The sequence below is a fragment of the Nitratireductor luteus genome, assembly GCF_026162365.1.
GTDB lineage: Bacteria > Pseudomonadota > Alphaproteobacteria > Rhizobiales > Rhizobiaceae > Chelativorans > Chelativorans luteus.
Genome location: NZ_JAOANW010000014.1, coordinates 26,721 through 49,916 on the forward strand (window position 1 = coordinate 26,721; position 23,196 = coordinate 49,916).

Annotated in this window: 26 protein-coding genes and 1 pseudogene; 15 read left to right on the top strand and 12 right to left on the bottom strand. The window is 61.0% G+C overall.

The features are described 5' to 3' along the window. Positions 1 to 408 precede the first annotated feature (408 nt). The 3 genes from N1058_RS18535 to N1058_RS18545 all read left to right on the top strand — a co-directional run bounded on the left by N1058_RS18535 (position 409) and on the right by N1058_RS18545 (position 2,893). Entirely contained in the window at positions 409 to 1,293 is an 885-nt protein-coding gene (locus N1058_RS18535) for an Arc family DNA-binding protein (RefSeq protein ID WP_265519088.1), read from the top strand. A 949-nt stretch (positions 1,294 to 2,242) separates the two neighbouring features. Then, positions 2,243 to 2,488 carry a type II toxin-antitoxin system VapB family antitoxin gene (locus tag N1058_RS18540; RefSeq protein WP_265519089.1) on the top strand — a complete coding sequence of 82 codons (246 nt, stop codon included), beginning with the start codon at positions 2,243 to 2,245 and terminating at the stop codon, positions 2,486 to 2,488. Positions 2,489 to 2,497: 9 nt separating this feature from the next. Next, positions 2,498 to 2,893, top strand: coding sequence for a type II toxin-antitoxin system VapC family toxin (locus N1058_RS18545; protein WP_265519090.1), 396 nt, complete (start codon positions 2,498 to 2,500; stop codon positions 2,891 to 2,893). Positions 2,894 to 2,900: 7 nt separating this feature from the next. Here the strand turns inward: N1058_RS18545 and N1058_RS18550 are convergent, their stop codons facing one another. Genes N1058_RS18550 through N1058_RS18570 form a run of 5 tightly spaced genes read right to left on the bottom strand, consistent with a single transcriptional unit; the run spans position 2,901 to position 7,604 of the window. Then, positions 2,901 to 4,181, bottom strand: coding sequence for a TRAP transporter large permease (locus N1058_RS18550; protein ID WP_265519091.1), 1,281 nt, complete (start codon positions 4,179 to 4,181; stop codon positions 2,901 to 2,903). A gap of 6 nt (positions 4,182 to 4,187) precedes the next feature. Further along, entirely contained in the window at positions 4,188 to 4,685 is a 498-nt protein-coding gene (locus N1058_RS18555; RefSeq protein ID WP_265519092.1) for a TRAP transporter small permease, read from the bottom strand. A 27-nt stretch (positions 4,686 to 4,712) separates the two neighbouring features. Then, the gene (locus tag N1058_RS18560) at positions 4,713 to 5,705 is read right to left on the bottom strand and encodes a C4-dicarboxylate TRAP transporter substrate-binding protein (protein WP_265519093.1); all 993 of its coding nucleotides are present in this window, start codon (positions 5,703 to 5,705) and stop codon (positions 4,713 to 4,715) included. Positions 5,706 to 5,730: 25 nt separating this feature from the next. Beyond that, the gene (locus N1058_RS18565; protein WP_265519094.1) at positions 5,731 to 6,864 is read right to left on the bottom strand and encodes an Ldh family oxidoreductase; all 1,134 of its coding nucleotides are present in this window, start codon (positions 6,862 to 6,864) and stop codon (positions 5,731 to 5,733) included. Then, positions 6,861 to 7,604 (bottom strand): SDR family oxidoreductase, encoded by a 744-nt coding sequence (locus N1058_RS18570; RefSeq protein ID WP_265519095.1) that lies wholly within the window; start codon positions 7,602 to 7,604, stop codon positions 6,861 to 6,863. The genes N1058_RS18565 and N1058_RS18570 overlap by 4 nt, the downstream gene beginning before the upstream one ends. A 146-nt stretch (positions 7,605 to 7,750) precedes the next feature. Here N1058_RS18570 and N1058_RS18575 point away from each other — a divergent pair, with 146 nt between their 5' ends. After that, positions 7,751 to 8,770 (top strand): GntR family transcriptional regulator, encoded by a 1,020-nt coding sequence (locus N1058_RS18575; RefSeq protein WP_265519096.1) that lies wholly within the window; start codon positions 7,751 to 7,753, stop codon positions 8,768 to 8,770. Between the two features lie 162 nt (positions 8,771 to 8,932). Here N1058_RS18575 and N1058_RS18580 read toward each other — a convergent pair whose 3' ends face one another. The 3 genes from N1058_RS18580 to N1058_RS18590 all read right to left on the bottom strand — a co-directional run bounded on the left by N1058_RS18580 (position 8,933) and on the right by N1058_RS18590 (position 10,451). After that, positions 8,933 to 9,349, bottom strand: coding sequence for a curlin (locus N1058_RS18580; protein WP_265519097.1), 417 nt, complete (start codon positions 9,347 to 9,349; stop codon positions 8,933 to 8,935). Positions 9,350 to 9,534: 185 nt separating this feature from the next. After that, complete coding sequence (gene csgH, locus N1058_RS18585; RefSeq protein ID WP_265519098.1) at positions 9,535 to 9,942, bottom strand: curli-like amyloid fiber formation chaperone CsgH; 408 nt, start codon at positions 9,940 to 9,942, stop codon at positions 9,535 to 9,537. A gap of 74 nt (positions 9,943 to 10,016) precedes the next feature. Beyond that, complete coding sequence (locus N1058_RS18590; protein ID WP_265519099.1) at positions 10,017 to 10,451, bottom strand: curlin; 435 nt, start codon at positions 10,449 to 10,451, stop codon at positions 10,017 to 10,019. Positions 10,452 to 10,749: 298 nt separating this feature from the next. Here N1058_RS18590 and nthA point away from each other — a divergent pair, with 298 nt between their 5' ends. From nthA to N1058_RS18605, 3 genes are read left to right on the top strand one after another with little or no spacing between them, the layout of a single operon-like run. Further along, a complete protein-coding gene (gene nthA, locus N1058_RS18595) occupies positions 10,750 to 11,391 on the top strand; it encodes a nitrile hydratase subunit alpha (protein WP_265519100.1) in 642 nt (213 codons plus the stop codon). Then, positions 11,391 to 12,050: a nitrile hydratase subunit beta gene (gene nthB, locus N1058_RS18600; protein ID WP_265519101.1), complete on the top strand. Its 660-nt coding sequence runs from the start codon at positions 11,391 to 11,393 to the stop codon at positions 12,048 to 12,050. Before nthA ends, nthB begins: the two co-directional genes overlap by 1 nt. Beyond that, positions 12,037 to 12,399, top strand: coding sequence for a nitrile hydratase accessory protein (locus N1058_RS18605; protein ID WP_265519102.1), 363 nt, complete (start codon positions 12,037 to 12,039; stop codon positions 12,397 to 12,399). The genes nthB and N1058_RS18605 overlap by 14 nt, the downstream gene beginning before the upstream one ends. A gap of 390 nt (positions 12,400 to 12,789) precedes the next feature. On the opposite strand, the gene eglC is transcribed toward N1058_RS18605, so the two are convergent. The 4 genes and pseudogenes from eglC to N1058_RS18625 all read right to left on the bottom strand — a co-directional run bounded on the left by eglC (position 12,790) and on the right by N1058_RS18625 (position 18,131). Beyond that, entirely contained in the window at positions 12,790 to 14,220 is a 1,431-nt protein-coding gene (eglC, locus tag N1058_RS18610) for an endo-1,3-1,4-beta-glycanase EglC (protein WP_265519204.1), read from the bottom strand. 12 nt (positions 14,221 to 14,232) lie between these two features. Further along, positions 14,233 to 14,865 (bottom strand): annotated as a pseudogene (locus tag N1058_RS24330) (1,3-1,4-beta-glycanase); the annotation flags it as partial. A gap of 152 nt (positions 14,866 to 15,017) precedes the next feature. Then, entirely contained in the window at positions 15,018 to 16,358 is a 1,341-nt protein-coding gene (locus N1058_RS18620) for an HlyD family type I secretion periplasmic adaptor subunit (protein ID WP_265519103.1), read from the bottom strand. Positions 16,359 to 16,361: 3 nt separating this feature from the next. Next, positions 16,362 to 18,131 (bottom strand): type I secretion system permease/ATPase, encoded by a 1,770-nt coding sequence (locus N1058_RS18625; RefSeq protein WP_265519104.1) that lies wholly within the window; start codon positions 18,129 to 18,131, stop codon positions 16,362 to 16,364. A 193-nt stretch (positions 18,132 to 18,324) separates the two neighbouring features. Here N1058_RS18625 and N1058_RS18630 point away from each other — a divergent pair, with 193 nt between their 5' ends. From N1058_RS18630 to N1058_RS24275, 8 genes are all read left to right on the top strand, one after another. Then, positions 18,325 to 18,579, top strand: a complete 255-nt coding sequence (locus tag N1058_RS18630; protein WP_265519105.1) for a hypothetical protein — start codon at positions 18,325 to 18,327, stop codon at positions 18,577 to 18,579. A gap of 800 nt (positions 18,580 to 19,379) precedes the next feature. Beyond that, entirely contained in the window at positions 19,380 to 19,718 is a 339-nt protein-coding gene (locus N1058_RS18635) for a DUF736 domain-containing protein (RefSeq protein WP_265519106.1), read from the top strand. Positions 19,719 to 19,889: 171 nt separating this feature from the next. Next, positions 19,890 to 20,162: a type II toxin-antitoxin system VapB family antitoxin gene (locus N1058_RS18640; RefSeq protein ID WP_265519107.1), complete on the top strand. Its 273-nt coding sequence runs from the start codon at positions 19,890 to 19,892 to the stop codon at positions 20,160 to 20,162. Beyond that, positions 20,159 to 20,572 carry a type II toxin-antitoxin system VapC family toxin gene (locus N1058_RS18645; protein ID WP_265519108.1) on the top strand — a complete coding sequence of 138 codons (414 nt, stop codon included), beginning with the start codon at positions 20,159 to 20,161 and terminating at the stop codon, positions 20,570 to 20,572. Before N1058_RS18640 ends, N1058_RS18645 begins: the two co-directional genes overlap by 4 nt. 507 nt (positions 20,573 to 21,079) lie before the next feature. Continuing rightward, entirely contained in the window at positions 21,080 to 21,490 is a 411-nt protein-coding gene (locus N1058_RS18650) for a hypothetical protein (RefSeq protein WP_265519205.1), read from the top strand. Positions 21,491 to 21,704: 214 nt separating this feature from the next. After that, positions 21,705 to 21,941, top strand: a complete 237-nt coding sequence (locus N1058_RS18655) for a helix-turn-helix transcriptional regulator (protein ID WP_265519109.1) — start codon at positions 21,705 to 21,707, stop codon at positions 21,939 to 21,941. Continuing rightward, a complete protein-coding gene (locus N1058_RS18660; RefSeq protein ID WP_265519110.1) occupies positions 21,941 to 22,447 on the top strand; it encodes a S26 family signal peptidase in 507 nt (168 codons plus the stop codon). The genes N1058_RS18655 and N1058_RS18660 overlap by 1 nt, the downstream gene beginning before the upstream one ends. A gap of 131 nt (positions 22,448 to 22,578) precedes the next feature. Further along, on the top strand, positions 22,579 to 23,082 hold the full coding sequence (locus N1058_RS24275) for a lytic transglycosylase domain-containing protein (RefSeq protein WP_420848015.1): 504 nt from the start codon (positions 22,579 to 22,581) through the stop codon (positions 23,080 to 23,082). Positions 23,083 to 23,196: the final 114 nt, after the last annotated feature.

Consider the following 23,196-nt stretch of genomic DNA (forward strand, 5'->3'; position numbering starts at 1 on the left):
CGAGCAAGGATCAATCTCAACTTGCTCGATCGTCAGCCCAGCGGCTTTCGCGCCCTTCACTGCCCGCAGGATGTCGACCTGCTTGAACGGTACTTTAGCCATCGCTTGCCCGGCCGTCCTGAGCACAGGAAAGGAGCGCCCCGTCAGGAACCTTTGCAGCGCCTCTGGCCTCCATGCGATGCTGGATGCAGCGCATGTCTTCGCTGCTCAGGGATGAGGCGCAGCGCCTTGCTTCCGCCTCTACGAAGTCCCGTAACTCCGTTTCAGTCCGAAGCTTCAACTGATTGGCCGCATCACTCATTCATGCCTCCGTTACCTCTGCACGGAATTTATGGACCTAAATGATCCATGTCAATATTCCGCGTGACAGGGGTTCCATGGTGAACCATTTCGGTCCATATAGGAGGTATGATTCAGAAGCAGACTGACCCTCAATTCAAACTGCGCTTTCCGCCTCACCTGAAGGAAGCGATCGAACGTGCTGCGCAGCAGAACAACCGTTCCATGAACGCGGAGATCATCGCGCGCCTGGAGCAGACGATCATGCCGACCATAGTCGATCGCCTTCAATCCCTGCTCAAGCAGATCAACGAGTCGCGTCCACTGCACGCAATTCTGCCGTCTGTGATTGCGGAGCGGATAGGCGAAGAGAGTGCCACCCGTATGGAGAAGGTGTTCGAGGGCTTGGAAGCTCCCACCTTCGAGTTGTTGGACAGAATTTCGGCGTTTCTCGGCGTCCGGCCCAGCTGGCTGAAGCATGGCCTCGACCACCCGTTTCCGGTAACGTCAGAACGATGGCTCGGAATTGACTTCGTTGACCGCATTGCGGACGAAAAGCCGGACCGCGTGCTCGTCGTTCGCAGCCGCAACGATGTCGGAAATATTGCCATCGTCTTGCAAATTGACGACGTGAGATACTCGACTAGGCGGACCATGCTGCATGCGAGCGATCATATCGGCGCAGGTGGAGAACGCGACCTTGCCGCCTTTTCGAACGCGTGCTGCCGCTTATCGAAAAGGAAGGACCTCAATGTTAGCGGCCTCCTGCTCGATGAGCAAATCTTCACCAGCCTGGTTGACGGAAGCATCTATCCGCGCACGGCGATACAGGCCGGTTCGCCGTCTCATTGGTTCGAGGATTGGTGGGACCCGTCGGTGTTTCGCCACGAACTCATTTTCGATCACTATTGGCCGGGCTTCAAGGAGTGGTGCGAGCGCATCTATCAAGTCGTTCAGGAGAACAAGCAATTGCGCACCGAACGAGAGAAGCTCGACAAGGACGAGATATATTGAACCCATTATGCCACCTGCTCACCGTCGCCGCTTGAAGGAATATGGCGGCGCCGTTCCGGTTGCCATGCGAACTCTTCACCACGAGTGCATTTGCAAGGGCCGAGCCGTTCTAGCGGCCGATGATCAGGGAAATTTCGGTAGGCGCGCAGAATTGGCTCCAAATGATCATGGTAGAGTAGTTGCCCGGCATTGGCAGCGGCGCGACCGGAAGGCCGCCCAGCGACTGGACCAAAACGACGTACCTCGGCGATGGGATGGATGAATCCTTCACGCTCTGAAAGCGGAGCGACAGGATGGCGGCACAAAGCCGGACTATAGTCAGGTGGTGCCTGAAAATAGAAATCATGCCTGATCGATTGCACTGATGAGGTGAAGAATTTCCCCGCTTTGTATTCGGCATCGATGATCGTCAGATCTGCAAGATTTGAGCGATAGACGCTTTCGAGCGGGAGCCTAAGCGTATCGGAAGGGTCGCCAGTGGAAGTCGATGAGCCTAGAATAAAGACGTACCATGGGATGAACCATCACGACAGGTGGCCCGTTGATCGGCCCGACATCGACGAAGCGATGGCTATGGCCGGCCCGCCAGCGTAAGCGCAAGATACGCGCTCCCGGCGCGAATTCCCGCACGAGATCGTCAAAATAGTCAGCGTGCCTCGCATTAGAACGGACACAGAGTCCGTGGGTCTACCCTTGATTTTATTGAATTTTTCTTCCGACTTTGGAGAAAATACCTCATGCAATATCAAACAGATACGAATGCATTCCCGACCGTTTCAAGCGCTTCCGTACGCGCGGCGCGCGCACGGGGCCTATCGCCCGTCCTTCTCTGCCGTCTCTAATCGCCGCTGGGTGAAGAACACAAGCCCCACCCTCCCATGGTGACCTTTGCCAATGTAGAATGAAATATCTACATTAAAATGTGGACTTATCTACATGGAAAACGACCATGGCTATCAACGTCAACAATCATCAGGCCGACGAGCTGACACGCAAGTTCGCGAAGATGACCGGTGTGTCCATCACCGATGCCATCGTCATCGCCATGAAAGAGGCGATCGAGCGACGACGCAATGTCGAAACGCCTTTGCAGACGGCCAAACGGCTCCGCGAGAAGCATGGAATTGTGCACAGCGAGACCGCGCGCAAGCCGCTGCCCAGGGAAGCGTTTGATGAAATGTGGGACGAGCGCTAATGTTCGTCGATGCCTGCGCAATCATCGCCGTCCTGTCAGAGGGAGCGCGAGGCCGAGCGCGTATCTGCAGCCCTGGTCAAATCCAAAAAGCGGCTGACATCGCCTGTCGCTATTCTCGAGGCAGGTATCGGGCTCGCCCGGCCGGACAAGTTCAATATGCCCGTCAACGCGGTCGGACCCATCGTGTTGGAATTCCTGGACGAACGCGGTGTCGAAATCCGTGACCTGCCGCCCGCCAAGCAGGCAATAGCCCTCTCATTGTCGGCCGCGGACAGGTACAAAACCGGAAAGCATAAGCTCAATCTCGGCGATTGCCTGCACTACGCATGTGCGAAATACTACCGAGTGCCGATTCTCGCCACCGATGACAAACTCCGCGACACTGATCTAGAGGCCCTTTCCTAAGGAATGCTCACCCGAAGATCAGATTGGGCAGGAGGAGCACCGCGCCCGGTACGAAGATCAGAAACAGCGTGACCAGCGCCACAGCTGCAAACAGCGGCATGGATTCGCGCGTATAGGCGCCGACAGGGCATTTCAGGATCGAGCATACGGCATACATGGCGGCGCCCACGGGCGGCGTGAAGTTGCCGATCGTGGCTGCCAGGATGAAGACGATGCCGAAATGCACGGGATCGCCGCCGAGCTGACGGACGAGCGGTAGAAAGATCGGCGTCAGCATGATGATGAGCACCGTCGCGTCGATGAAGAAGCCGATCACGAGCACGAAGAGCGCTATCAGGATCATCGCGCCCTGAAGATTGCCGGTGACGCCAAGGATCCAGCCCGAGACGACTTCCGGAACCCGGTCGAGCACGATGCCATAGCTGAAGATGGCCGACAGCGCGATCAGGAACATCACCGAGCCGACATCGCCGAGGCTACCCTCCATCGCTTCCAGAAAGCTTTGAACCTTCATCTTGCGGTAGATCAGCACGCCGATGAATAGGGCATAAAGGACGGCGAAGGCGCCGATCTCGGAGGGCGTGAAGACGCCCATGCGCAGGCCGAGCAGCAGGAAGATGGGGAACAGGATCGCCCAGATGCCGCCGGTAAAGGCGCGAACGGTCTCGCGCGCGGTGGGCCGCTTTGCGCGCTCGGGCTTGTAGCCTCGCCGCTTTGCCGTCAGCCACACGGCAGTCGATAGACCCAGCCACAGCAAGAAGGCCGGCAGGAAGCCGGCGGCGAACAGCCGTCCGATCGAGACTTGGCCGATCGTGCCGTAGAGGATCATGCCGATCCCCGGAGGGATGATCGGCGTGAGCACCGCACCATAGGAAAGCACAGCGGCCGTGAAGCCGAGCGGAAAGCCGCGCTTCACCATCTCACTGCCCAGCATGCGCGACTGCATGGCGGCGTCGGCGATGGCTGAGCCGGAGACCCCACCCATCAGCGCCGAAAGGGCGATGGAGACCTGCGCCAGTCCGCCGGTTAGCCTGCCCGTAAGCACCGAGGCCAGTTCCAAGAGCCGCTCGGTGATGCCCGAGCGGTTCATGAAATTGCCGGCCATGATGAAAAGCGGCACTGCAAGCAGCGCGAAGTTCTGCGTCTGCGAAACGGTCACTTGAACGGGGATCGTGAACGGCAGTTCGGGGTGCTGAATGAAGAACAGCGAGCCCGAAATCGCGATGGCAAAAGCGACGGGCATGCCCATCAGCAGCAGGACGACGAAGGCAATCGCGACGATCAGCATGGGCCTTCACCGCAGGGCGGGAGGAGAGGCGCGGAAAAAGCCGTCCTCCCTGAGCGCTGCATGCACCTTGATGAGCGTGGTGAGTAGAAGCAGCAGCCCCCCCACCACGATGCTCGCCGTCACCCAGGAAAAGCTCACATTCGGAATCCCCTGGAAGGCGCGTGCCCGACTCACCCAGGAGAGCCACGTGCCCGCATAGATCACGTATATCAGGAAGGCGGTGATGATGGCGTAGTTGACATAGACGAGAAGGCGCGCGGCCTTTTCCGGCAGCCGCGCCGTCAACACGTCAATCGACATCAGCATGTCGTTGCGCCAGGCGACGTCGGCGCACAAAAACGCCCCCCAGGCGAAGAAGGCCGTGGAAAGATCGATGGTCCAGTTGAGCGGATGGCCCATCATGCGCGCCACCCCGCCAGTGAAGATCAGAACCACCATGAGAAGCAGGAACGTCCCGGCAAGGACCGCCTCGAGCCGTTTCAGGAGAGCATAGATCGCACCCATCAGCGTTCCTCCCCGGAGCCGTTCGTGTTACTTCCCGATTTCCTCCTGCACCTTGTTCTTCGCTTCGATCAGACCGAGCACCTCATAGGCCTTCTCGCCGGCCTTACGAAAGGCTTCGAGGTCGACGTCCTCGACGATCGTCATGCCCTGCTCGATCACCTCCGCCTTTGCCTCGGCCACGGCCTGCTCGATGGTGGCGGACGTTTCCTGGCCCGCGGTCCTGCATTCCTCCACCAGCGCCGTCTGATAGTCCTCCGGCAGGCTGTTGAACCATTGGGAGCTAACCACCTGGAAATTGACGAGCAGAATGTGCTTCGTCTCGCTGCCGTGGCTCAGGACCTCGTAGAGGCTGGCGGCGGTGATGTTGGGGTAGACCAACTCCGCCCCATCCACGGCACGCTGCTGCAGGCCCGGATAGATGTCGGTGAAGTTGAGAGCAACGGGCTCAGCACCCAGTGCGCGGACCGATTCCTGCCAGATGGGCGCCGGAGGCGTGCGGATGCGCTGGCCGGCGAGGTCCTCAGGCGTGCGGATCGGCTTGTTTGTGAAGAAATTGCGGAAACCCTGCACCCAGTCGAAGCACACCACCTTCAGCCCGTGCTGCTCGGCCAGTTCCTGCTGCCATTCCTGCATGGTGGGGGAGTCGGCTAGCGCAAAGGCCTCTTCCAGAGACTCCACGAAATAGGGGCCGTTGACCACCGCGATGCCGGGCACATAGTTGCCGAGACGGGCGGAGTCGGTGTTCTGACCAATATTGGCGCCCTGGCGGATCTGCTCGATGATGTCCTCCTCGACGCCGAGTTGGGCGCTGTGGAAGACCTCGATGGTCAGCCCGCCATCGGTGCGCTCCTTCACGCGCTCGGCCCAGCTGAGAAAGCCCTGGTGGTAGGGCTCGCCAGGCCCCAGCACATGGTTGAAGCGCAGCGTGAAAGTTTCCTGCGCGCCGGCGGCGCTATGGATTCCCGCGGCAAGAGCCACAGTGACGCAGGCGATGGAAAGCCGTTTCATTAATCCAGACATGTCTTCTCCTCCTTACGCGAGTGCCTCACTTCACCGGTCGGCGATCCCCTCCACCGCCGGCCGCTCGTGCATCGGCCCATTCCGGCATCTCTACTGCGAACCGGTCGGCAAGATGCCGAAACGCTTCGAGCGTGACGGGATCGAGAGGGATCCCTTCGGCCGCACGTCGGTCCGACTCTGCCCATTCGCGATCGCCGGGGGCCATGACCTCGCCGCCGGCGCGCGCGCGCGAGCCGCGCAGCGCAGCCAGATAACGCGTCATACCGTCGGCGAAGATCTTTTCGTCCACGAAGGCGCCGGGCCTCAGCGCCATGACGAAAGCACCGAGGCCGCGCGGCGTGGAAACATCCGATCCGAACATGGGCGCGATCTGGAACGAAAGCCGCATGCCCGAAAGGACAGCGCTGAAGATCTCGGCCATGCCGGCAAGGCCCGCGCCCTTGAAGCCAAACTCGCCGCCGAGCGGGGCGAGCATCTCGGCCTCGTCGGCATCGTTCGTGTCCTCGCCGCCGGCCCGCGAGGCGGTGCCTAGAGGCAGCTTCTGCCCGAGGCTCTCGTAGAGCTGGATGCGGTTAAACGGGATGGCGCTTGTCGCCATGTCGAGCAGCCAGGGGCGTTCACCGGGCACGGGCACGGCGCAGGCGATGGGGTTCGTGCCGTGGAAGCGCTCTGCGCCGTCATGCAGCCGCACGAAGCTGTCGGAGTTGCACATGGCGATCCCGATCATGCCTGCCTGTGCCGCAGCATGGGCATAGGTGCCGGCCGCGCCGAAATGAGAGCTGTTGCGTATGGCGACAGCGCCAATGCCCGAACTTCGCGCCAGCCCAACCGCCTCGTCCATGGCCGAATAGGCGGCAAGCGCCCCATGGGCGTCGTCGGCGTCCAGCGTGGCAGCGGCGCCGCCTTTATGGACGAGACGGAGCTTCGGCTTCGGATTGACCCGGCCGTGGGTCAGCGCCTTTACGTAGTGGTCCAGAAGGCGCGCACCATGGCTGTCGATGCCAAGGCGGGAGCCATGCATCATGGCGCGGGTGGCGGCGTCAGTCGTCGCCGTATCCGCGCCTGCGGCCGAAAGCACCGCGCGGCAGAAGCGCTCCAGCGCATCCGCCATTACGCGGCATCGGGCGCTGTCGGTCGCCGTTTCCGCACGCGCCGTCATAGCGTCTGCCCTCCGTCGACCACGATAACGGAGCCAGTGGTGAAAGCGGATTCGTCGCCGGCGAGATAAAGGACTGCGGCAGCCATCTCCTCCACCTTGCCGAGCCGCCCTATGGGTTGGCGCTCGATGAAGGCGCGCCGCGTCGCCGCGGGATCTGCGGTCGCTGCGATGCGCGTCTCGAGCGACGGCGAGTGCGTGGTGCCCGGGCACAGCACGTTAACGCGCACGCCCGTGCGGACCACGTCGCGCGCCACGGCCTTGGTAAGCCCGATCACGGCCGCCTTACTGGCGCCATAGGCGGCACGGTTCGGCACGCCGGTAATTGAGGATGCCACGGAGGCGACATTGACGATCGAGCCCGAGCCACGCTCGATCATGCCAGGCAGGGTGGCGCGGATCGTGTGAAAGCAGGAGGTGACGTTCTGGTCGAAACTTCGCGTCCAGTCCTCTCCCGAACAATCAAGGATAGTCCCGTTGTGCACCCATCCCGCGCAGTTGACCAGGATGTCGATGCGTCCGGCATCCGCAATGGCGCGGGCCGTGGCCAAACCGTCGGTGACGTCGAGGCCGACAGGCATGATGGAGGATGAAGCCTCCCGCAGGTCGCGCATCTTCTCCGCCGTCCGGCTTGCCGCTACCACCTCGGCGCCCTCTTCGGCAAAGGCAAGAACGATGGCGCGCCCGATACCCTGCCCAGCACCGGTTACGAATGCGCGTTTGCCGGCGAGTCGACCCGCCAATGGCTTCCTCCCGTGGCGGCATTTTGCACTGTCGCACTAGAATGTGTAATGTGTACACTATACGAAATAGGCGCTCTGGACAAGCGCGTTTCCGCGCGGCAGCCAATGGCGCGACATGGACAAGCAGGGGACATGAGGGAAAGCAGGTGAGCGTGTCACCGACCAGGACGCGAGGGCGATCGCCCGGCGGGCAAGGCGCAGGGCGGGCGCCCCGGCTTTACCAGCGCGCCTTCGAGATTCTCGCGGCCCAGATCGAGGACGGTATGCTCAAGCCCGGTGCGCGGCTCACAGAATCGGCGATCGCCGGGCAGTTCGGCATCAGCCGTGCGCCCGCCCGTCGTGCGCTGGCAGAGCTTGAAGGGATCGGCCTTGTCGTCAAGTCGGCGGGCCGCGGCTATACGGTGCGCGCACCCGTGAAAGGTGCAAGTGCGGCCCGCGCCGCCGCCCCAAAGGAAGAAGACATTCGGCTCATCTCACGGTCTAGCTGGGAGCGCATCTATGCGGAGGTGGAGGACGAGATCGTCGGCCGCATCTCGTTCGCGAGCTGGCGCGTCAACGAGGCGGAGCTGGCGCGCTACTACCATGTCAGCCGCACCGTGGCGCGCGATGTGGTGGCTCGCCTGCAACAGCGCGGCATCGTGCGCAAGGATGAGCGCTCGCGCTGGTACGCGCCGGCGCTCACGGCTGAGCATGTGGGCGAGCTTTACGAGTTGCGCAGCATCCTGGAACCGGTCGCCCTGACGAAGGCCGCGCCCAACCTGCCGCCGGACTTCCTTGCAGGCATGCGGGCGCATCTGGAGGACGCCATCGCCCAAGCCGAGGCCATCGAGGGGCCGACCCTCGACAGACTGGAGGAGGAGATGCACGTCACCCTGCTTCAATATTGCGGCAACCGCACATTGATGCAGGCCATCACGCTGCCGCAGTCGCTGCTCATTGCGCACCACTTCCTCTATCGCTGGACGCCACGGCTCTTTAATACTGAGCCCTTCCTGCCCGAGCACATGAAAATTCTGCAACACCTGGAAGCTGGTGACATCCATGGCGCAGCGACTGCGCTCGAGCATCACCTGAAGGTCTCCGCCGGCCGGGCGCTCGCACGCGTGGACGTCATCCGCCGCGAATTCCACGCCGAAAGCCTGCCATATCTGGAGCGGCTTGGGTGATGCGTCGCTAACACCTTTGTGATGGCGACGCATCTTCTCTCACCGTGGAAAGGTCCGCAGGACAACGAAGTTGCTTGGGCGGACCTATTGTAGAGGCTGCATCCAACTCAGACCTAGCAAACGGTTTGCTGCGGGGATGACGGAGTTGGCAACGCGCCCGCGCTACCAGCCGAACTGGAAGGCCGCGCCGGCACCGCCATAGCCGTTCTGCACCACATGGCCGTCGGTGTTGCGGCCGAACTGGAACAGGCCATAGGCGTTTCCATTGCCGTTCTGCTGCAATGTGCCGTGGTGGCCACGGCCTTCCTGATGCACAACACCGAAATTGCCGCGGCCGTTCTGACCGACGCCGGCGGAATTGTTGCGGCCACGCTGACGGATGCTCGCGCCGCCCTTGATGGCGCTGTAGAACGAGTAGAGTTGAAGCCCAGTGCGCAGCGCGCGCTCGGAATCGGCACTGTCGGGCGCAATGTGGACGCTCAACGAGCCGCCGGCAGCGGCGGGGGCAGAAAGCGCGCTCAGTCCGACAATCGCCGCAGCGAGACCGGCGGTAAGTATCTTGATGGGCTTGCGGGTCATCAGCATTCTCCTTCTTGGTGTGTCGGGCACAGTCGGTCTCGCCCGACCGTTGGAGCGGATCATGAACGAGGCAGACTGAACCGGCCCAGAACCGCGTGTTCAGATTTCATTTAGAAACGAGGGCCGGCTAAAGCGGCAGAGTAGACGGAACGAAAAAGCGCCCGAACCGGGCGCCTTTTCGAAGGTCAGAGCTTGGATGGACCGATTGGGCCACCGATCAGCTCCTCGCAGATGACGGTCGAGCCGGCGCTACTGACCTCGAGGCGGGCATCGTAGGTCCCGCCGCTGTCCAGCATGACGTGGCCGAGCGTGACGGGCGCGTTCGGCGTTGCGTAGAAGGCGCCGGCTTGGTTGATGCGGGCGCTTCCCGTGGCGCCGCCGCCGTCGACAAAAAGTCGGTAGCTTCCCTCGACCGCGTCGGTCGCGTGAACGACGCCCTCAATCGTTGTCATACCGTTCGCCGCGCCGGTGCGGAACTCACAGGCGAGCAGGCCGTCGGTGGATGCGGCCTCGCCTGCAAGCGCGGCGTTCACGCTGAGCACAGCGATAAGTGGCATGACGCTGAGGACTGTATGGGTGACTTGCTTCGACATGATGCCATCTCCTATGAGCATTGGGCCGGCTGGGCTTTGGAAGATCCCAGCCGGCGTGCGATCCAGGCTGCTTTTCAGCGGCAGGTCTGAACGATCGCCGCGACGTTACCGCGGCCGGACTGCGACGTTGCGGCGTCGCAGCCATGGCCGACCTGAACGCCGGCCGCGATGTTGCCGTTGCCGTCCTGGACCATGATGCTGTTGTGGCCGGAGCCGAACTGGCCGATGCCGGCGGCGTTGTTGCGGCCGCGCTGTTCGGCCTGGCCGCGGTTACGCCAGCCTTCCTGGCCGACGGCGGCGACGTTGCCGCGGCCGCGTTGCTTGGCGATGGCGTTGTTGCGGGCACCATTCTGGTACACGCCGAACTCGTTGCGGCGGCCGTCCTGGAAGCCGCCGACCGAATTCGACCAGCCGTGCTGCTCGATCCAGATGCTGTTGGCCATGGCGGGCATGGAGGTGAAGCTGATGATCGCGGCGACGGCGCTGGTGACGAAGAGCTTGGAAGTCATTTGCTTCTCCAGAATTAGTGGGTTCAGTTCCGCTTGAGAACGACCAGACCCTGGCAGAGGCCAACGGAACCTTCGCTGAACCGACCGTTCAGCGGGGGTTCACCGTTTCCTGATGCAAGCCCTCGGTGGCTGCTTAAGGGGACGCAGGAAATCTACCGAAAACGTGCGGAACAGCCGCCTCGTGGACGAAACCGACAGGTCCGGACTGCAATATCGGCAACGCCTGCGCTTCCGGGGTTATTGTGGACAGAGTAATCAAGCGATAGATTTGACTTGGAACTTAAGGAAGGATTGGCAGATGGCGACATTCGACGGTGAGAAAGCTGCTGCCCTGCACCGTGAACTGCACACGCACCTGCCGTCCGATCCGGCAATGCGCGTCAAGACGTTGGAAAGCCTCGCCATCGAGCGGGGCCTCGTCGCACCGGAAAGTATCGACGCTTGGATCGAGGCCTATTCGGAGCACATTGGGCCGAAGCGTGGCGCGAAGGTCGTGGCACATGCCTGGACCGATCCGAATTTCCGCAAGCGGTTGCTCGACAACGCTGCCGATGCGATCAAGGATTTCGACTTCCAAGGCAGTGCCACGGGCCATCTGAAGGCGGTCGAGAATACCGATAACCAGCATAATCTTGTTGTCTGCACGCTTTGCTCTTGTTACCCGTTCTCAATCCTCGGCATGTCACCGGCCTGGTACAAATCGGCCGAGTACCGTGCTCGCGCCGTGCGTGAACCGCGTAAGGTGTTGGAGGAGTTCGGCGTCATTCTGCCTGAGTACGTGGGTGTCCGCGTGTGGGACAGCACTGCCGAGCTTCGTTATATAGTGATCCCGCAGCGTCCGGCCGGCACCGATGGTTGGGATGCAGACCGTCTTGCCACTGTCGTAACGCGCAACTCGATGATCGGCACCGAGCGCGACCTTACGAGGGAGCCGGCCTGATGGATGGCATTCACGACCTCGGTGGCGTGGAGGGTTTTGGCCCAGTGCCGGTGAAGTCCGGCGATGCATCCTTCTCCCAGATCGAAGAATGGGAAAAGCGTATGTGGGCGCTTGCTCGCAACGGCCTTGCGAGCTCGATCACGATCGACTGGTTCCGCCACGGAATCGAGCGGATGGTACCGGCCGATTACCTGAGTTTCGCTTACTTCAACAAGTGGTGTGCCGACTACTTCATGCTCATGATCGACGAAGGCACGATCACGATGGAGGAGGTCAAACGCGGCCATGTCGAGAACCCCGGTCCGCCGGCCAACGCCATTACGTTGAACGATGCCCTCAAGCTCAACAGCAAGGCGAACAGGAGCTTTGAGATTGAGGCGCTGACCCAGCCGGCCTTCATTGTCGGCGAGACTGTGCGGACACATCGCAACGTGCCGAGTGGACACACCCGCCTGCCGCGCTATGCCCGCGACGCGGGCGGGACCGTCATTGCCCATCACGGCTGCCATCTGTTGCCGGACGAGGGCGCGAGGGGCCGCCACGTGGGCGATCATCTTTATACGGTCTCCTTCACGGCCGCGGAACTATGGGGCCTGGAAGCGAACCCGCGCGACACGGTCGCGCTGGATCTGTGGGAGTGCTACCTTGTTCGCGCCTAACGAACCGCTCACGCCGCCGGGAGGCGTCTTCGACGAACCCTGGCAGGCACAGGCACTCGCCTTGGCGGACACGATGGTGCAGGAGGGCTATTTCTCGGCAATCGAGTGGGCCAATGCGCTTGGAATTGCGCTAAGAGAGGCTGAAGCGCAGGGCGTTTCCGACACGCTTGTGACCTATTATTCCGCAGTGCTCGTTGCTCTGGAGCGCCTATGCGAGGCGCACGCCGGGATATCAAGCGACGATCGCGCGCGTCGTCGTGCCGACTGGGAAGCTGCGTACCGGCTGACGCCGCATGGTCAGCCCGTTGAAATCCGTACAAGCAGGATCGCCTCGTCCCCGAAAGGTTAGCGACGGACCGCTTTGCGCTCGAAGTTATCCATTGCTCGGACTTCTTGAGTCAAGTCTGAACGCGTGAGGGTTCGGGCAGGATCTGATTTAGGCTGGCGCACCGGTCCTACGGGACGGCCGGCGACGTGAAGGGTGCATGATCCGCCGACACAGCCTGCAGCTCTGGCTGGCTATGCCGTCGCGCCGCTCTGCGGCAGCAAAAGGCGTGCTTTCAGGGATTAACGAAGAAAGTCCCCGCAGAACCCGAATTCTTGGGGTCTAAGACGACGATTTTCCGAACAATCGCGATTTAACGCGCGTCATCTAGGGACTGGATGCCATACCTGGGCCGTGCGGTCGAGCTTGAGACGCAAGGAACCTCACGCTAGTCGTGCCCTATCCGTCGTATATTCAGAGCATCCCGTCGCTGTCTGCAGTGGCGGCAACGCCGGTCTGAAGATTGTCCAGCGCATATGCGTGGATATAGTCAATCTGCATCTCGGCAGGCGTAGCCAAGCCGTCATCGGGCTCGCCGGCGATACCGCCCACCGCAAGGTTGGCCAGCAGATACATCTGTTTGTGCATATCGGCCGGCGTGGAAGTACGCGCGACCTCGACATCGTCGAAATACCAAACGAGATCATCCTCGGTCCACAGCACACCGTATTTGTGAAAGCCTTCGGTGTCCGTGACGTTGACCGACGAGAGGTCTTCAGTGTGGCTGCCCGTCTGGTTCGTGTGAGCGGTCAGGTCGAGCCTGTTCGGCTCCTGTCCGACCATCTCCACGACATCGAGTTCGGGCGGCCATGACTGGTCCTTCGGCAGAAGCCAGAAAGCCGGCCAGACCCCGTCATTCTCCGGCATGTCGGCTCGCATTTCGAAATAGCCGTATTTCTGGGCAAAGGACTCGTAGGTCGTCAGCAGGCCCGAGGTATACTCATAGTCCTCGATATAGGGGCGGATATCCTCCGGTGCGCGCTCGGCGGTGATCGTGACAACGCCATTGTCCACGCTGAAAGGATTGACCGGACTGGTAGGCCCGTAATCGGGCTGGACGTACCATTGCAGCTCATCATTCTTGTAGAGCGTGCTTCCGTTATTTCGACCCCACCAGAAGTTTGTATCCCAAGTGCCGGACTCTCCGTTCCATAGATCGAGCGTGTCGAATTCATCCGAAAAAGTCAGCCGGAAACTGGATCTGTCGAGCTGAAGCTGGAACTGGCTTTCGTCGAACTGGTCGACGGCGGTGTCAGCGAAAACCAGCGTCTCGCCGCCGCCAAGGTCAAGCACCGCGTCATCATCCACCTGGGTCATCCCTGCCTGGACCTCTTCGAACGAGGTGAATCCATAGCCGTCCAGGCGCACCGTGTCCTCAGCCGCAAAGTCGACGATCAGGTCGCTGCCGTTCCCTACTTTGATGTTGAATGTATCGGCCCCCGCGCCGCCTTCGAGAACGTCGTCTCCAGGGCCGCCGTCCAGCGTTTGCGCGCCGTTCTTGCCCATGATGATGTTGTCGGCATCGTTGCCGTAGGCATAACGGCCGTCGCCGGTGACTTTCAGGTTCTCGAAATTGTCCGGCAAGGCGTAGCTCATCCAGGTGACAATTGTGTCAACGCCCTCGCCGGGGTTTTCACCGGCGCGATTGATCGCGGAATAGAGATGATAGATGTCGTCTCCGGCGCCGCCATACATAGTTACATCGACGCTCGCATCGCCCCACATCGTATCGTTATCGGCGCTGCCATGAAGCTCGGGACCGCCGGCATCTGCCGCCGAATAATGGTTTACCGAAGCTCCGCTGTAGAAAAGCGGAACGTCCTTGGCGTTGAGCACACTGTTCATCGGTGCTTCGTCAATCGTGAACTGGCTCTCATCGAGCTGGCCAATGGTGGTGTTCGAAAAAACCAGGATCTCGCCCTCGCCAAGGTCGATCCGGACGCCGGCGTCCGACTGGGACATCCTCGCCTGCAGATCGGCAAATGAGGTGATCTTGTATCCTTCGATGCGCACACTGTCCTCGGTCGTGAAATCGAGTATCAGGTCACTTCCATTGCCGGCTTTGATAGTGAATTTATCGGCCCCCGCGCCACCCTCGAGCACGTCGTCGCCCTTGCCGCCGTCGAGGGTCTGGGTCCCGTTCTTGCCCATGATGATGTTGTCGGCATCGTTGCCGTAGGCATAACGCCCGTCGCCGGTAACCCTCAGGTTCTCGAAATTGTCCGGCAGCGTATAGTCCATCCAGGTGACGATCGTGTCGACGCCTTCGCCCGGCGTTTCGGATGCCCAATTAGTCGATGAGTATAGATAGTAGATGTCGTCGCCGGCGCCGCCATACATGGTGACGTCGACGCTGCCATCGCCCCACAAGGAGTCGTGGCTGTCCGTGCCGTATAGCTCCGGCCCTGAGTTCGTTGCCGAAAAATGATTGACGGACTTGGTGCTGTAGGAGAGAGGGACACCTCGGGCGTTTAGAATAGTGCTCATCACGAAAACCCTATATACCTGAAATTCGGTGCCTAGCAGCTAGGCTAGCATCCAATATCGTGTACGACGACCGGGCCGGCGCTAACGTTATGCGACATAACGTTACAAGCGAGCCGATATCGGGCGCTGGATTGCTGATCTTGCTTTGAGACGACCTATTCTTCCCGGAACGCCCGGTTGAAGCTGTCGATCACCGGCCTTGCCAGATACTCGAAAAATGTGCGCTCGCTGGTCTTGATGTAGGTCTCGACCGGCATGCCTGGATAAATCTGTTCCAGCGTGATCTCCGGAGGCAGCGCGTCAGTCATGCGCAGACGCGCCGTATAGTAGGCCTGTTCATTGTCCTGATTGACCAGCCGGTCAGCCGAGAGATAGAACACTGTCGCATCGACGGTCGGCGTCATGCGAGCATTCAGCGCGCTGAAACGCAGCCGCGCCCCCTGCCCGATTTTGACGACATCCACATCCTGGGGGGAAATACGCGCCTCGATCACAAGATCGGTCGCGGTCGGCAGAAGTTCGAGCAAAGAATCACCTGGTCGGACGACGCTGCCATGGCTGTTATAGGCCATCTCCACGATAATCCCGTCGCTCGGCGCGCGGATCACGATTCGATCGAGGACGGCTTTCGCGGCACGTCGCTGCTCCTGCGCGTCGGCAATTTCAACACGGACGCCGTTAAGCTCGGAGACAGCCGTCTCGACGCGCTGAGTCTTCAACCGAGCGATTTGTTCCTCGGCCTCGGCGATTCGCGTGCGTGACGTCAGGATGGAGGCCTTGGTTTGGCCAAGCTGGCCTAGCAGATCGGCCTCGCTTCGCAGCAAAGCCGTATACTCCGACCTGTCCGTCAGGCCCTTGTCCAGCAGCCCCTTTTTCCGCTCGGCCTCGTCCCGGACAATTTCCAGTTGCCGTTCGACCGCAACCTGCTGGGCTGCCATCCCCTCGATCTGGTCCTTCAGCGCGCCGATGCGCTGGTTCAGAATGAACAGCTCCTGACGATGGCGCGCGAGACGGGTATCGAACTCCGTCTTCTGCTCGCTCAGAACGTCGCCTTCACCTTCGGCGCTCGCCATTTCCTCAAGACTTTCGGGAAAGATCAGCTTATCGGCGCCGTCCCACTCGGCCGCCAGGCGCTCAGCACGCGCCATAAGGGCGACGAGTTGCTTCTGAAGGCGATTGTACTGGGCGCGAGCACTGGTCCCATCGAGCTCGAAGAGGGGCTGGCCGGCTTTGACGCGGTCACCTTCGTGGACGAGGATCTTGTCGATTATCCCGCCTTCCAGATGCTGCACACGTTGATTCTGCCCGCCCGCCGCAACGACCCCTGGCGCGATAGCTGCCCCTGAAAGCGGAGCAAGCGATGCCCAGGCGCCGAAGCCGAAGACGAAGAGAAGTGTCGAGGCGAGGCCGACAGTCGAGACCAGGCGCGTGCTGGTTTTGACATTCCTAGCCCAATCAGCGTTGTCGTTCATATCCGTCGTCCGCTCGACCTGCACCGGTCAGCGCCTGATCTCGGGGGCAACGCTTGCGAAGTCCCCCAGGACGGCTGGCTGCGGCGCACTGTCGGTACTGCGTTGCTGCGCCTCGCGAGCGGCCCGTGCTTTTTCGACCTGACGCTGAAGCACCTTCTCGCGCGGCCCGTATTCTTCCAGATATCCATCTCGCAGAACCATGATGCGGTCCGCCTTCTCGACGACCGAGCGTCGTTGGGTCACGATCAGAACTGTAATCCCCTCCGCTTTTGCCGTAGTGAGCGCATGCTCCAGAGCCTTCTCGCCTTCGGCATCGAGATTGGCGTTCGGCTCGTCGAGGACCAGGACCCTCGGCTCGCCAAAGAAGGCTCGGGCGAGCCCCACACGCTGGCGCTGTCCGCCCGAGAGCTGAAAGCCTCTAGGTTCAATCATCGTATCGTAAGCCTTCGGCAGCTTCAGTGCGAGATCGTCCATCCCGGCCTTCCGGGCGGCACAAATGATAGCTTCGCCGGACGCGTCAGCGTTAAAACGGGCGACATTTTGAGCGACCGTTCCCGGTAGAAGCTCAACGTCCTGAGCGAGATAGCCAATATATTGACCAAGACGGTCGGGATCCCAACTGCGAATGTCCGCACCGTCGATTCGCACCGCGCCCGATCGTGGTTCAATTGCTCCGATCAGCGTGCGCATAAGGGTCGTTTTTCCCGCCCCGGAAGGTCCGATCACGGCCACGCACTCGCCGGCGGGGATCGTAGCGTTGATGCGCTTCAGCAACGGCTCGCCCGCCTGGGTTTTGCCACGCCCCGCAGCCTCCCCATTCGGTGGGAAAACGACAACGGCTTCGAAAGTCACCTCGCCGCGCGGAGCGGGGAGATCGGTGTGTGTCTCGGCCGGCCTTGCGGCGGCAAGCGCCTCGCTCAGACGCTTCCAAGCCTTGCGTGCCTCGATGAAGCCCTTCCAATTGCCGATGACCTGATCGATCGGCTGGAGACCACGCCCTGAGATGAGCGAGGCGGCAAAGATCATCCCCGCGGTCATTTCGCCCGCAAGCACAAGGTAACCGCCATAACCGAGAGTAGCGATCTGGAGACCGAGGCGCAGGATGCGCGACAAGCCTGCAAAAAGCGCGTTGACCCGGTTCATCCGATCATGCGCGGCGAGAGAAAGAGCCTCCTCCGAGCCCCAGTGACGGACGATGTTGCGGTTCATGCCCATCGCCGTCAGGCTTTCGGCATTCCTGACGAAGGCCTGAGCGGCCAGCGTCGCGCTCATCTGGCGGGCGGTGGCATCGTCCGCCGCCCTGGCGCTCGTCCATTGGTTGGCGACGGCGATGGCGACGAGAACAACCGCTCCCACCAATGTCAGCCAGAAAAGCTTCGGGTGGATCAGATAAAGAATCCCGATAAAGAAGGGAGCAAAGGGTAGATCGAGGAAAGCGAAAAGCCCCCGCCCGGAGGTGAAGCCACGGACGGCGTGGAGATCGCGGAGCGGCTGGACATCACCCAGGCTCGCACGGGGTGAAGCCATTGACGCCAGAAGCACGTCCGCACCGACCGCCACATCGAGACGACTGGCGAGACGTCCGGCCATGATCGCTCGTACACTGTCGATGATACCGAGCAGGAGAAGCGTGCCGGCGGCAATAACGGAAATGTAGATCAATGTCTCGAAGGAGGCCGATAGCAGCACCCGGTCATAGATCTGGAGCATGTAAACCGGCTGAACGAGCAACAGCAGATTTACCATGAAAGTGAAGCCTATGAGCCCTGCGAGGCCCTGGCGAAAAGTGGTTGCCAATCGCTCTTCGCCTTGCATTCGTGAATGATCCCCTCGCAATAGCACCGCCGGCTTGCCGAGCACTGCCGGCCGTCGCCGGCAGAGACCTTCTTTGCTGCATCATATGCACGCAAAGAAGAAATGACAGGCCGACTGAGAGTCTTTTCACGCCGGCATTGACCTTGAAGCCTTCGCACGCGTACCGGATGTCGCCGTGGTCCTGCAATTCGGTGTCGCGGAGTTCGATGAAGCGTTCAAATCCTTCTACAAGTCCGGTTCCAATCTACAGGTCATAAAGACCCTGGCGCCGGTGTTCGACGGCCCGGCAATGCTCTCCGACGAAGGCATTATGGAGATCAGGGGCTATTACCGGACCAACCCCGATCGTGTTCATTTCACCCTCAAATATATTTATGAGGGGGCATACTGGAAGCTGTTAGGCTTCTCGGCGAAAGTAGGTATGGGATGATCGCGCCCCCCGGGCGCTCGCACCACAGCCGCCCTCCCCTGGCATTCTTCCGGCTAAAGACGCTTGTGGAATGCGCATCATGAGGCTGGCTTGTGCCTCTAAAGGCCCGCGCTGGAGTACAATCAGCCTCGGGCCGCTTTTGCCCGCATTCGCGGGCCGTTGGTGGTTGGCGCTTGCCGCATAAAAAGGCCGCACTTCTCATGGGATTAGGCATGACCGGGAGAGGAATGGCGGCACGTTGGATCCCGTTGCCAGCATGGCGGCCGTCTCGCGGGCATAGCTTGGGTGCCGCATCTGGGCCCGAAATGGTGCGGCGGATGAGGATTGCGGCGGTGCTCGCTGCGCGTTCTGGCGCGGCTGCCCGGCGTCGTATCTCGTGTCGCGCAGCCGGCATATTGGCATGATGAAGGGGCATTTTCCGCTCATCCCTGCACTGAAGAACGACGATCCGGCGGGGGGTGGTGGCGGGCATGTGCGCATATCAGAAAACCCGTCAGGCAGGCGGTGAAAGCTACGGCCGATTGGGCCATTCGTCTCCCTGCGCTGCCATTCATCGGGGACCAACCCTTGCTTGTCTTTCTTAACGCTTAAATCCCGCGCCGGGCCGTTCAACCCTTCGGACGGAAAATTTCCCCTGCGGCTTTTCCGCATTCCTCGCGCTCGCTTTGCTTCAAATTTCCGCGCCCCGGCGGGTGCTCCGCGTCGCTACGCCCTTTCAGGTGAACCGCCCGCCTTTGCGGTCTTTTCGCTGGTGACATCGCAGGGATGGTCCCGCGATCAACAGCATAGGAGACTTCAAAATGGCTATCACCCTTGGCGCCTTCACCAAATCCGCAAACGGCAACTTTACCGGCACGCTTAATACCCTCAACGTCACCGCCAGCCTCGTCATCGTCCCCGTGGACAAGATGAGTGCAAACGCCCCCGATCATCGCGTCTATGCCGGCAACGGCAACCGCTACGAAGTTGGCTCGGGGTGGAGCCAGATCGCCAAATCGAGCGGCGAGACCTACCTCAACCTCAAGATCGGTGCTCCGGAATTTGGCCCCAACTGGGTGCGCGCCCGCCTGGTCAAGCTGGAACAGCCCGGCGAAGACGGCACCACCCATGTCGCCCTCTGGGAGCCGCGCGACCGCTGATTCCGCCTCACCAAAGCCCCGCTACGGTCGATCCGCAAGCGGGGCTTTTCTCATGCTTTCGCACCTGCCGGGCCGGCGAAATTCAGGCGAAGGTTGGGGGGAATGCCCTTGTGCTTGAGGGAAGATCGCCTACATGCTATCTAGATATTTTATATAGAAACGGAAACCATCATGGCGCTGAGCATCAAGACCGAGGAAGCCGATAAGCTGGCGCGGGAGTTGTCCCGCCTCACCGGCGAGACCATGACCGATGCCATCACCAGAGCTATGCGCGAACGGCTTGAGCGTTTGCGGGCCGAGCACGACACGAACAGCGACTATGTCGCACGCATGAAGGCTTTTGTGCGCGAACGCGCCGACCGTTATGATCGTCGCCCGGTCACGAAACGGGAGTGGGATGAAGCTGTCGGAGACACGCCCGAAGAACTCGGCTTCTCCCGATGATCATTGTGGATTCATCCGTCATCATCGCGATCATGTTCGATGAGGCGGAAGCGCCTGCCTGTATGGCGGCGCTTCAGAAAGACGGTTCACGTCTCATCTCGGCCGTGAACTACGTCGAAGCCGGCACCGTCATGGCCGGCAGGATCAGAAGCGGAGACCGGCGCGAGGCGATTGCCGATCTCGATGCTTTCCTGGTCAATTTTCGTATCGACATTGCCCCTGTCGATGACCGGCTGGCGCGCGCAGCAATGAAGGCCAGGATTGATTACGGTCAGGGCTTCGGGACCCGAGGCGGTCTCAACTTCGGCGACTGCTTCGCCTACGCACTGGCGAAACAGCATTCCGTCCCGTTGCTCTATGTCGGCAATGACTTTGCACTCACCGACATTCAACCGGCTCTGGCTCCCTGATCCGGCGGCAGGAGAGCCTGAGGCTGTAACCAGGACGGAGAACCTGGACAGGATTGAGAGAACGACGGTCTATGACCCGCGTCGCTCTTTATGCTCGCTAGGGTCAGGACCTATTAATATGGCCACAATGGTCGGCCTGATTTGTGCGGATACGCGGAGCAGGACCGCAGGAAGACTTTACGTCTTTCAAGGTCTTGCGACAAAGTAGCCCGTGCAAATCAGGCCGATCCGAAGGACGCTCGATAGACCGGCGAGCTGCCGCGTCAAAGCCCTTGACCGGGGGGAAGACCCCGCTCTGCGGGCTTTTCCTTGCATCTCTTGGTCTATCGAACGCCATTGTGGTCATATTAATAGGTCCTGACCCTAGTCCTCCGATAGTCAGAGCGAGGCATCGATTAAAGACCAGTTCTGGCTGTGCCGGGATCATGCGCGGCGGGGCGGTGGTAGATCGTCGGTTCCTATGAGGATGCCGCGATCTCTGGCGCGAGCACGATCCTGCGGCCGGGCATCCAGCGGCTCATGCGTGACGCGCAACATGTGGGGTTCAAGATCCTGCTGGCCGAGACGCTGGACCGCATCAACCGCGATCAGGCCCGATGTCGCCACGCTCTACAAGCAGTTGAAGTTCGCGGGCGTCACCCATCTGCTCATCGTCGCAAGTTGCGTCACATGGCGTGCGGGGCCTTCCACCCCGCGACATCAGTAACAACGCAAAAGTCAAAGCACTTCTTTCTTCAACTTAACTCCCAACGCACGGAGATTTTCACCATGTCACGCATCGATATAGCCATCTGGATCGAACTCTCGGACATCGAATTGCGCAGGGGACTGCCCGCGGATGAGAGCGCATGGAGCCGCGCCGAGATCGCCGAATTGCAGGCCCAGCTTGATGCGATGGAGGAAGCGGAAGGGGCATAGCGCCCCTTCTTTCGGCGCGTTTTCTTCGACGAAAGCCTCATCGCGCAAAGGGGGATCGTTTTCGATACCCCCCGTTTTCCGATCCTGAGCAAGCGCGCTCCCCGCCCCCATCCTTTGCTCATCTGCGCTTGGTCGCGCATCCGAACGCCAAACCAGTTCCCACTTCGGCTGGATGCGCTCCGGCACGTCGACTTTCACCGACAGGAGCCAAAGGATGAATGACGAACACACACGGGCGGCCGAGGCCCGCAAGGGCACGCCGTTCCTCACTACCAGAGACGCCGCCCATTATCTCTGCCTCTCCTACCGCACCTTGGAGAAGATGCGCCTGACCGGTCATGGCCCGCGCTTTCGCAAGCATGGCCGTTATGTCCGCTACCACATCGCCGAACTTGACGCCTGGTCAGAAGGGCGACGGAAAAATTCCACCTCCGATGAGGAAGAACGGTGATGAAAAAGCCCGCCCCTCTCCTTCTCGCCACCGCCCTTGCGAGCGCCTCGCTCGTCGGCTTTTCCGCATTTGCCGAGCCAACGCCTTGGTTCGTCTGGAACGCCTCGGCCAGCGCGCCTGTCGGGCTGTATCGTGTCCTTCCCGGCGCACTGCGGCACGGCGATCTCGTGCTCGTCTACCCACCGGAAGGCGTCGCAAAGCTCGCCGCCAAACGCGGCTATCTCCCCGCCGGCGTGCCGCTCATCAAGCGCGTTGTGGCCATGGATGGCGACCGTGTTTGTGCTTTGCGCGGCACGATTTTTGTCAATGACGCCGCTATCGCCTACCAGCGCAAGGCCGACCGCGCGGGCCGTGCTCTTCCGCACTGGCGGGGCTGCCGGGACCTTACCAAGGACGAGCTTTTCCTGCTCATGAAGACCGTCCCCGAGTCCTTCGACAGCCGCTATTTCGGCCCGGTAACGAGCGTGCACATCATCGGGAGGCTCACGCCGCTATGCACCGACTGAGCCCTTTCATTCTTGTTGCTGCCGCCATCGCTGCCCCCGCAGAAGGCGCCAATCTCGACCAATATCAGACCCATATCACCGAGGCATCACAGCGTTTCGGCATCCCCGAAAGCTGGGTGCGTGCGGTGATCATGGCCGAGAGCAACGGCGACCGCCAAGCCCTCTCGCCCAAGGGCGCGATGGGTCTGATGCAGCTCATGCCTAATACCTGGGAAGAGCTGCGCGACAGCCACGGGTTAAGCGCCGATCCTTATCAGCCACGCGTCAACATTTTCGCCGGGACAGCCTATCTCAAGGCGATGCACGACCGCTTCGGCTATCCCGGCTTGTTTGCCGCCTACAACGCTGGGCCGGGGCGCTATGATGAGCATCTGCGCACCGGCAGACCACTGCCGCGCGAAACACAGCGCTATGTCGCGCGCATCGAAAAGGCACTTGGCCGTTCGTCGGAACTGGCCCTCGACGGCGTGATTTCGCCGCCAGCCAATGCCGGAAATTCCGCCAAAATCGCCTCCGGGACACGGCTGTTTTTCACCCTCTCGACGCTAAAAAACGAAGCTGAAAGCGCTCAAAATTCTGCGACGGAAAGCGAGATTTTCGTTCCCGTCTGGACAAGAAATCAGCACGCAGAATGAGGGCGGGAATGCCGCATTTCATCACGGAACGCGTTCAATTTCTGCTTGGCGGCATAGCTTCGCCGCTGCCGGGTTGTCTGCCTATCAGGACACGTGATCGTGGATGGTCGCATC